This is a genomic window from Pseudomonadota bacterium, from assembly GCA_034660915.1.
In the GTDB taxonomy this organism is placed as follows: Bacteria; Desulfobacterota; Anaeroferrophillalia; order Anaeroferrophillales; family Anaeroferrophillaceae; genus DQWO01.
Genome location: JAYEKE010000078.1, coordinates 1 through 9306 on the forward strand (window position 1 = coordinate 1; position 9306 = coordinate 9306).

9 protein-coding genes are annotated in these 9306 nt (G+C 50.5%); 6 read left to right on the forward strand and 3 right to left on the reverse strand.

The features are described from left to right. The 3 genes from U9P07_04440 to ahbD all read right to left on the reverse strand — a co-directional run. A partial coding sequence (locus tag U9P07_04440; protein MEA2108649.1) for a cache domain-containing protein occupies nucleotides 1-895 on the reverse strand: 895 nt, incomplete at its 3' end. A 113-nt stretch (nucleotides 896-1008) separates the two neighbouring features. Next, nucleotides 1009-1578, reverse strand: a complete 570-nt coding sequence (locus U9P07_04445) for a DUF456 domain-containing protein (protein MEA2108650.1) — start codon at nucleotides 1576-1578, stop codon at nucleotides 1009-1011. Further along, a complete protein-coding gene (ahbD, locus tag U9P07_04450) occupies nucleotides 1579-2667 on the reverse strand; it encodes a heme b synthase (protein ID MEA2108651.1) in 1089 nt (362 codons plus the stop codon). Between the two features lie 429 nt (nucleotides 2668-3096). On the opposite strand from ahbD, the gene U9P07_04455 reads away from it, so the two are divergent. The 6 genes from U9P07_04455 to U9P07_04480 all read left to right on the forward strand — a co-directional run. Continuing rightward, nucleotides 3097-4089, forward strand: coding sequence for an NDP-sugar synthase (locus U9P07_04455; GenBank protein MEA2108652.1), 993 nt, complete (start codon nucleotides 3097-3099; stop codon nucleotides 4087-4089). A 105-nt stretch (nucleotides 4090-4194) separates the two neighbouring features. Continuing rightward, the gene (gene purM / locus U9P07_04460; protein ID MEA2108653.1) at nucleotides 4195-5241 is read left to right on the forward strand and encodes a phosphoribosylformylglycinamidine cyclo-ligase; all 1047 of its coding nucleotides are present in this window, start codon (nucleotides 4195-4197) and stop codon (nucleotides 5239-5241) included. Between the two features lie 24 nt (nucleotides 5242-5265). Next, entirely contained in the window at nucleotides 5266-5943 is a 678-nt protein-coding gene (purN, locus tag U9P07_04465) for a phosphoribosylglycinamide formyltransferase (GenBank protein MEA2108654.1), read from the forward strand. Between the two features lie 191 nt (nucleotides 5944-6134). Next, nucleotides 6135-7025 carry a carbohydrate kinase family protein gene (locus U9P07_04470; protein MEA2108655.1) on the forward strand — a complete coding sequence of 297 codons (891 nt, stop codon included), beginning with the start codon at nucleotides 6135-6137 and terminating at the stop codon, nucleotides 7023-7025. 316 nt (nucleotides 7026-7341) lie between these two features. Next, the gene (locus tag U9P07_04475) at nucleotides 7342-8919 is read left to right on the forward strand and encodes an AAA family ATPase (GenBank protein MEA2108656.1); all 1578 of its coding nucleotides are present in this window, start codon (nucleotides 7342-7344) and stop codon (nucleotides 8917-8919) included. Between the two features lie 14 nt (nucleotides 8920-8933). Continuing rightward, the coding region (locus tag U9P07_04480) for a transposase (GenBank protein ID MEA2108657.1) at nucleotides 8934-9306 on the forward strand (373 nt) is incomplete at its 3' end.

The window sequence follows — 9306 nt, forward strand, 5'->3', positions numbered from 1 at the left end:
AGTAATAGATATAATCACCCCCTGGTTTTAAGGCGGCATTATACTCCTTGGCAAAAAGGTCTTTGATGCTCTCGGGATTCTTAGCGAAAACCTCCCAGAGTTTTTTTGAGCCATCAAAAATTTTTCCGTTGGAGCACAGAGCATCTCCATTCAGCCTGTTAACAAAAATATACCCTTCGCTGCCAAACCGGATTTTGCTGATCTGCGATAATAACTTTGTTTTTATCAGTTTCTCAACATCCTCGACATAGAGACCGGTGCCGATAAGCCAGTTAAATGGTTCAAACCGTTTGATAAAAGATATTTTTTTATGATCTTTACCGGTAACATTCGGTTTCAACCAGTAATATTCACAAAATCCCTGACCGAACTGGCCGGCAATTTCAGTCATCTCCTGAATGAAACGCTTTCCCTGGGTATCCCGCAGGCCGAGCAGGTTTTTCATCTCCAGTTGCGGTTTGTTGGCGTTGAGCCTCACCAGGCCATCCAGGCGGATGACAAAATAATAGCCGCGGCCCTCGGCAAAGCGAATGGCTCTCAAGGCGTCGATGACCATCGGTTGAATCTCAGTGTCGGTTTTCGTGGCTTTATTCCGCTGATAAATGTTTGTGGCCATGGCGTGAGCTTCCAGTATCCGCCGGCGCACCTTGTCCCGGGCCATTTGTTCACTCAGTGAGCGCTGGTAATTGATGGTTTCAACAACCCGCATAACTTCGCGTTTGATTATCTCCTTTTGCCGGCTGACATAATCGGCGCGCATTTTTTCGGCGTTCTGGTTGAATCTGCGGTAATGGCCGGTAATCTGGAAAATGAGGATGATTGCCGTCAGCGAGATAATCGCGGCCAGAAGCAGGAGCCGGATAAGGTTGGTGAATTTCATTCTTCCAGATTTCATGATTTTACAACCAAGGATATAGGATAGAGGCTAAGGGTGGAAAATAGTGGGGACACCATCGATTAAGGTTGCCTGCAGCTTATACCTTGCCCCTTTCTGCATATCGATATCGGTCAGAAAACCGGGAACTTAAGAAAAACGGCAATATAACTCAGGCCATGGTAGATAACTTCCAGGGTTGGTCCGCTGCTGTGGGGTTGCAGCTGTGGCCAGAGCAGATAAAAAATGTAAATGACCATGGCCAGGCCGACAAAAAATTCGAAAAAGAAACTGACCAAGGCTCCGAGTACGGCGCCGATGCCGGCTTTGAAACTTTCCCGTTCGTTTTTCAGGGCGAAACCCATTTCGCAGCAGAAAGCTCCGGTAAATGCCCCGATCAGTGACCCTCCCGGAAGGGGAATGAAGATCAGCCCGACAAAAAAACCGATTATGGCCCCCATGATTCCATAGCGGCTGGCACCCATGGTTTTGGCCCCGAAGCTGGTAAGCAGATACTGGCCGCCGGCACCCACCAGGGTGAGCAGAAAGAGGACAACCATGGCCTTAATGCCGAGGATGGTAAAGCCGCTGATGGCGGCGTAGACCAGGGCGCCGACAAAAATCAGGCCGGTGCCTGGAAATGCGGGCAGCAGGGTGCCGATCAGGCCGATAAAAACGATGAAGACAAGCAGGGCAAATCCCATTTACTTTTGACCTCCGGCTTTTTTCGGCTGGTAGGTGCAGTAGGGTTCCTCAGCCATGTAATTGCCGGTTATTTCGTAAGCCCGGGCCCGACAGCCGCCGCAGACCCGCTTATATTCGCAGATACCGCATTTGCCTTCCAGGGCATCGAAATCCCGCAACCGGGTGAAGACCTCGGACTTTTCCCAGATTTCCCGAAAATTGGTTTCCCTGATATTGCCGGCCAGGGCTTCCAGGTAACCGCAGGGTTGGACTTCCCCGATATGGGAAACAAAACAGAAGCCGATGCCCCCCAGGCAGCCCCGGGTAACCGCATCGAGGCCGTGGGTTTTAAAGCTTATTTTTTTACCTTCCTCTTTGGAACGTTGGCGTAAAATCCGATAATAATGGGGAGCACAGGTAGCCTTAAGCTGTAAGGGTACTTTGTCCCGCTGGTCATAGAACCAGTTGAGGGTGCGCTCGTACTCTTCCGGGGGGATCTCTTGCTCTTCCAGTTCCTTGCCGCGGCCGGTGGGAACCAGGAGGAAAATATGATGGGCGACGGCCCCCAGGGAAACCGCCAGGTCAAGAATGGCCGGGATTTCATCCAGGTTTATCTTGGTGATGGTGGTGTTGATCTGGTATTCCAATCCGGCCTTTCTCGCAAATTCCAGGGCCTTAAGTGAGGCATTGAAGGCGCCTGGTACCTGGCGAAAATTATCATGGCTGGTGGCGTTGGCACCGTCAATGCTGACGCTCATCCGTTGAATGCCGCTGTCAATCATCTTCTGGATACTGGTCTCATCCACCAGGGTGCCATTGGTGGCCATCACCATCCTTAAACCGAGTTTGGTGCCGTAGGCGGCCAGTTCATAAATATCCGGGCGCATCAGGGGCTCGCCACCGGTGAGAATAATTACCGGTTTGCTGAAAGATGCCACCGTGTCAAGAAATTCCAAAGCCTCTTTGGTGCTGAGTTCCCCTTCATACGGACCTTTTTCCGCCGCTGCCCGGCAGTGAATACATGATAAATTACAGCTGCGGGTGGTTTCCCAGGCGATCAGGCGTAGTTCCGGAACATCAGAATTGGGATGTTTTTTCATGCTATTCATAGGCTCCTGTATGTGGTTTGTCATAATGACAGTGTTGCTATTGATCCATACTCTTATCATTTTACGCCCTTTTTCGCAAACCCATTCGAAAAGGGGTGGCGGCTTGCGGGTTGCTTTTTTGGCGAAATTTGGTTAGCCTGACTGGACAGATACGTTAAAAATAATTTTACCATGAAGAACGTGAAGTTTAGTATCTTACAGGTTATTTTCTTGTTTTTTTAACAAGAAAATGTTCTGATAAGAGTACTTATTTGCGGGCCGATATAGCCGTTTGGATTGCGGGGGTTGTTCCCGCATTAGCGTCAATATGGGGACAGAATTGAATTCTGTCCCCGTGCGAAGAACCCCAAGGGCACTTCCTCGCTGTCGCTCAGGGCGCAAGCGAAGCAAAGGTGCAAATCAGTGCGACAGGCAGGCGAAGCATTCGGAGTGAGTGATTGGACGGCAATGGTCCTGGCTGCGGGTTATGGCACCCGCCTGCGGCCGTTGACTGAAGAAATGCCCAAGCCGTTGATTCCGGTAGTCAATCAGCCGCTTTTATCCATGGTTCTGCGGCATCTGTTTCGCTGGCAGCCGCGGCGGGTGGTGGTGAATGGCCATCATCTCAGCCAGCAGGTTCATGATTTTCTTCTGTCTTCTCCCCGGGCTGAAAGTATTTCATTTATCCATGAAAAAAATATCCTGGGAACCGGTGGCGGGATCAGGAACGCGGCGGCAAAACTTGGTGGTGAATTTTTTGTGACCATCAATGGTGATGTTTTGACTGATCTGCCCCTTGATCTGGTGATGGATTTTCACCGACAGCAGGATGTGCTGGCGACCATGGTATTCCATGATTATCCCCGTTTCAACTCAGTACAGGTAGCCGGACAGCGGATAGTTTCCTTCAATCAGAAATATACCTCTACAGATAAAACTCAATTACTGGCCTATACCGGTATTCAGATTTGTTCTCCCCGATTGCTTTCCATTTTTTCCGGTTCCGGTTTTATTTCGATTATCGATGTTTATGAACAGCTGCTGCGGGAAGAAAGGGAGCAGATTGCCGCCTATATTATGCCTGCCGGTCAGTATTACTGGCGTGACCTGGGAACCGTTGGCGATTATCTGAACATTCACCGGGACCTGCGGGAAAATCCAGCACTGGCACACTCGCTGTTGGGACATAAGGTCGACTTTCCCCTGGTAGCTCCGGGAGCCAAGGTTTCCGGAGCTGAGTTGTCAGGGGTTACGGTGATTGCTCCCCGGTGTGAGCTTGGGTTGGGAAGCAGAGTTGAGGATTCCATTCTCTGGCCAGGCGTTAGCATTGGCAGAGAATGCCGTTTGCAACGTAGTATTGTCGGGCAAAATGTGAAAATTCCAGCGGGAAGCATATTGATGGATCAGGTGCTGGTGAATGAAAAGAGGGAAGTTATAAATTGACTTTTTTCTTCGGCTGGGGTAGGAGTTGCTACCGAATTTCAGAGATCTATTGTCTGTTTTTGTGCCGGCCATATTATCTCCGGCAGGAAAGGAATATTGCTGGTCATGTCAGGAGAAAGTACAACCTATAAAGATGCCGGTGTTGATGTTGAAGCCGGGAATCAGTTTGTCAAAAAAATCAGTCCGCTGGTCAAAGCAACATACAGGTCTGAAGTATTGAAGGATCTGGGTGGATTTGGCGCCTTGTTTTCTCTTCGTAAAGATAAATATGACAACCCGGTGCTGGTATCCTCTACTGATGGTGTCGGAACAAAACTGAATATTGCTTTTCTGCTGGATAAACATGATACCATCGGCATTGACCTGGTGGCCATGGTGGTCAACGATATTGTGGTCCAGGGGGCGGAACCGCTTTTCTTTCTGGACTACCTGGCCATGGGAAAACTTGATTCCGACCAGGCGGCTGAGATTGTTGCCGGGATTGCCCATGGTTGTCAAGCGGCCGGTTGTTCACTGATAGGGGGAGAAACCGCGGAAATGCCAGGTTTTTATCCCGATGGAGAATATGAACTGGCCGGTTTCGGTGTCGGTATTGTGGATAAAGATGAGGTTGTTGATGGTTCCAGCGTAAGAGTGGGTGACCGTATCATCGGTTTGGCTTCTTCCGGACTGCATAGTAACGGTTATTCCCTGGCTCGGAAAGTGCTGCTTGGTGATCAGGCCTATCGGATTGATTCCCAGATTGATGAACTGGGTTGCAGCCTTGGTGGAGAACTGCTCCGGCCCACCCGCATTTACGTTAAACCGATTGCCAACCTGATCCGTGATTTTACCATCAAGGGCATTGCCCATATTACCGGCGGCGGTTTGCGGCATAATATCGTTCGGGTACTGCCTAATCGCTGCCAGGCGGTTATTGAGCTTGGTGCCTGGGAACGTCCACCTGTTTTTTCCCTGATCAGCCGCCTGGGCGGCGTGAGCGAAACGGAAATGCTGGCGACGTTTAATTGCGGCATCGGTATGGTGCTGATTGTGCCGGCGGATGAAGTGGAAGAGCAGATGTCCAGATTGCAGGCTATGGGGGAGGTCTGCTATGTTATTGGTGAAATTACCAAAAGAGAGGTGGATGAAACGGGGATTTCTTTTCGTTAATTGCCTCAGGTAGAGGAGTTGTTCATGACCAGGATCGGCGTATTGATTTCCGGCAGCGGCAGCAACCTGCAGGCGATTATCGATACGGTGGAAAAAGGTAAAATCAATGGGGAAATCGTTCTGGTCATCAGTAACGATCCTGAAGCTTACGGGCTGGTCAGGGCAGCCAATCACCAGATTCCTACCGCTGTTCTTGTCCATACCGATTATCCTTCCCGGGAAGAATATGACCGGGCGCTGGTAAAATCCCTGGAGGATGCCGGGGTTGAACTGGTTTGCCTGGCGGGTTTCATGCGGGTGATCACTCCGGTATTCATCGGGGCATTCCCCGGGAAAATTATCAATATCCATCCGGCACTGCTGCCGGCTTTTCCCGGAACCCATGGCCAGGGGCAGACCTTTGACTATGGTACCAGGGTGGCCGGCTGCACGGTTCATTTTGTTGATGACCAGGTTGACCACGGGCCGATTATAATCCAGGCGGTGGTCCCGGTGCTGCCGGATGATGATGAAGATTCCCTCTCAGCCCGAATCCTCCGCTGTGAACACAAGATATATCCCGAGGCGGCCCGGCTTTTTTGCGACAACCGGCTGCGCATCGAGGGACGGAAGGTGAAGATCCTTGATCAGGAAACTTCCGGCCTTGATGAAGCATACCTGATCAATCCTCCGGTAAAAGAAAGGTGTAAGGCAAAAGGTTAAAGGATAAAGGAGAAAGGCTGAAAATGTGGGGACACCATCAGGACAGGCCTGCGAACCAGAAAGATATCTCCAAAAAAAAAGTTGATAGCAATCTGCCATTAAAGTAAAAATGGCGTCCCCCATGAATAGAAAGGAGAACGTAACCTGTGCAAAAAGCATTAATCTGCGGTTCATTTGCCTATGACAATATCATGGTTTTTGACGACCGCTTCAAAAATCACATCCTTCCCGATAAAATACATATTTTGAATGTTTCGTTCCTGGTTCCGGAGATGCGGCGGGAATTCGGCGGCTGCGCCGGCAATATTGCCTATAATCTCAAACTGCTCGGCGGCGATCCTCTGCCCATGGGTACCGTTGGCGAGGATTTTGCTCCCTACGCCGAATGGCTGGAGAGCTGTTCTATCGACCTGAGCTACCTCACCGTGGTGAAGGATACCTTTACCGCCCAGGCCTTTGTTACCACTGATCTGGACGACAACCAGATTACGGCTTTTCATCCCGGGGCCATGGGTTTTGCCCACCGGAATCAGGTCGAAGCCGCCGATGGAGTTTCTATCGGCATGGTTTCTCCCGACGGTCGCGAGGGCATGATCCAGCACGCCGTCCAGTTTGTCGAGGCCGGTATTCCTTTTATCTTCGACCCCGGCCAGGGACTGCCCATGTTCGATGGCCCGGAATTGCGTCGCTTCATCAAACAGGCTGCCTGGCTGACGGTTAATGACTACGAGTGGCAGCTGCTCAAGGATCGCACCGGGTTGAGCCTGGCGGAAGTTACAGCCGAGCTGCAGTCTTTGATCATTACTCGCGGCGGTGAAGGCTCGATCATCCACGCCGATGGCCGGGAGTTTGTTATCCCGGTTGCCGCGGCCAGCGAGTTCAATGATCCCACCGGTTGCGGTGATGCCTACCGGGCTGGTCTGCTTTTCGGGCTGACCAACGGCTTTGACTGGGAAACTACCGGCCGCCTGGCCTCGCTCATGGGAGCGATCAAGATTGAACACCACGGGACCCAGAATCACCATTTCACCGTTGCTGGTTTCAAGGATCGTTTCCGGCAGAGCTACGGCTACGAGTTTTAGTAAGGTATAAGGTATAAGGTGTAAGGTTAAAGGTTAAAGGTTAAAGGTTAAAGGTTAAAGGTTAAAGGTTGTCGGGATTGGGGACATTCTTGAGTTTCGCGTTAAAAACAAATTCAAGCTATTTCTCCCCTGAGTGAGCGATAGTAAAGAATGTCCCCACGCGAAGCACGTCGACGCAAAGCCCCAAAACCGGAAATAAAATGTAATGCAGTAACTGACTCCTGACTTCTGACTCCTGACTCCTGACTTCTGACTCCTGACTTCTGACTTCTGGCTTCTTATGGTTGCTCCAGGCACTTCACAACCCCATTCTAGAATGAGTAATCGGCAGGCTGTTTTGCCGCCGATGATTGCCGACCTTTTACTCCCTGATCGCCATTCTCCCGTTCCCGAAAATATTGAGCTGATCCAGACCCATATTTCCTGGGTGATTATTGCCGATCAACTGGTTTATAAAATGAAAAAGCCGGTGGATTTCGGTTTTATTGATTACTCCAGCCTGGAAAAGCGGCATCACTTCTGCCAGGAGGAGGTACGCCTGAACCGCCGTCTGAGCCGGGATATCTACCTGGGGGTGGTGCCGATCATGAAACGGGATGATGGTTTCTTTTTTGCTGGTTCAGGGCAGCTGGTGGAATATGCTGTGGTCATGAAAAGACTGCCCGAATCCCGGATGATGTACAATCTGCTGGCCGACAGGGAGCTGCAGTCGTCTCACCTTGAGCGCCTGGCGGAGATGCTGGCTGATTTCTATCGCCGGGCGGTGGTGATTGACGATGGCAGTTTCGGTACCCTGGAAATGGTTTCTTTCAATATCCGGGAAAATTTTGCGCAGACGGAAAAATATCTGGGAAAAAGTCTTGCCGAAAGCGATTATCAGCGAATTATTGCTTTTAATGAGCGCTTTTTTCGCGATCATAAAGATCTTTTTGACCGGCGGGTGAGCCAGGAGATGATTAGGGATTGTCATGGTGATCTGCACTTGGAACATATCTGTTTTGTCGATGATCATATTGATATTTACGACTGTATTGAATTCAATGAGCGTTTTCGCTGTATTGATGTAATGGCTGACGTGGCTTTTCTGGCCATGGATCTGGATTACCATGACCGCTATGATCTGGCCGCTTTTTTCCTGCGGCGGTTTGCCGCTCATTTCGCCGACGAAGAAGGACGGAAGTTGTTGCCGTTCTATAAATGTTACCGGGCTTACGTGCGGGGCAAGGTCAGCTGTTTTCTCTTTGATGATCCCTCTTTAACCGAGGCCGAGAAAGAATCGGCAATCAGTGAGGCCCGGCGTCATTTTCAGCTGGCTACAATCTACACGTATGGTTTTTCACCGTCTTTGATTCTATTGTCGGGGATCAGTGGCAGTGGTAAAAGCTACCTGGCAGGCGGCTTGTCCGCCATGTCCGGTTTTTCCTCTTTACGATCAGATCAGGTGCGCAAGGAGCTGCAGGGGTTGAATGCTTCTGAACATCGGCCGGATGATTTTGAAAGTGGCCTGTACAGTCCTGAAATGACCCGGAAGACCTATCAGGAGCTGGTTCGGCAGGCGGATACGAAACTGGCTGCTGGTGAAGGGGTGATTATTGATGCCACCTGCCTGAAATCCTGGCAGCGGCAGCTTTTTTATGATCTGGCAGCCAAATGGGAGCTGCCGGTGTATGTGGTTTCCTGTGAAGCTCCCTGGGAGGAAATTGAAAAATGGCTGCGGCAACGGGAAGATGAGGCAGACAACATTTCCGATGCCACTCTGCGTATAGCCCGACAGCAGCTGGAAAACCGGGAGTTGCCAGGCTCTGAGGAAGAAAAGAGGGGCCATTGGATTCACCATGACAGCAATGCCGATTTATTGAACCAGCTCTATTCCCTGATGCCCCGACTGTCCTGACCGGTTATTTTCTGATGAAATACGATCCTGAAACGCATTATCGTCGTTCCATCCGTTTGCGGGGATATGATTATTCACAACCAGGGGTGTATTTTGTAACCATTTGCACCCAGAGCCGTAAATGTTTGTTCGGGGGAATTGTTGCGGCTGAAATGGTGTTGAACGATGCGGGGCGGATGGTGGAAACGGTTTGGAATGAAATTCCAGGATATTATCCCGGCATTTATACCGATACATTCCAAATTATGCCTAACCATATCCACGGAATTATCGTTATTGTAGGGGCAGGCCCCTGTGCCTGCCCTGATGTGGCCCAATACGATGATATGGAACAATCACAGGGGGATGATGGGCAACCACAGGGGGATGATGGGCAACCACAGGGGG

Excerpts from the sequence above, each read along its gene's own strand:
- purM (MEA2108653.1), top strand. The coding sequence starts at position 4,195 with ATGTCAGGAGAAAGTACAACCTATAAAGATGCCGGTGTTGATGTTGAA.
- U9P07_04475 (MEA2108656.1), top strand. The coding sequence starts at position 7,342 with ATGAGTAATCGGCAGGCTGTTTTGCCGCCGATGATTGCCGACCTTTTA.
- purN (MEA2108654.1), top strand. The coding sequence starts at position 5,266 with ATGACCAGGATCGGCGTATTGATTTCCGGCAGCGGCAGCAACCTGCAG.
- U9P07_04470 (MEA2108655.1), top strand. The coding sequence starts at position 6,135 with ATGGTTTTTGACGACCGCTTCAAAAATCACATCCTTCCCGATAAAATA.
- U9P07_04445 (MEA2108650.1), bottom strand. The coding sequence starts at position 1,578 with ATGGGATTTGCCCTGCTTGTCTTCATCGTTTTTATCGGCCTGATCGGC.
- ahbD (MEA2108651.1), bottom strand. The coding sequence starts at position 2,667 with ATGAATAGCATGAAAAAACATCCCAATTCTGATGTTCCGGAACTACGC.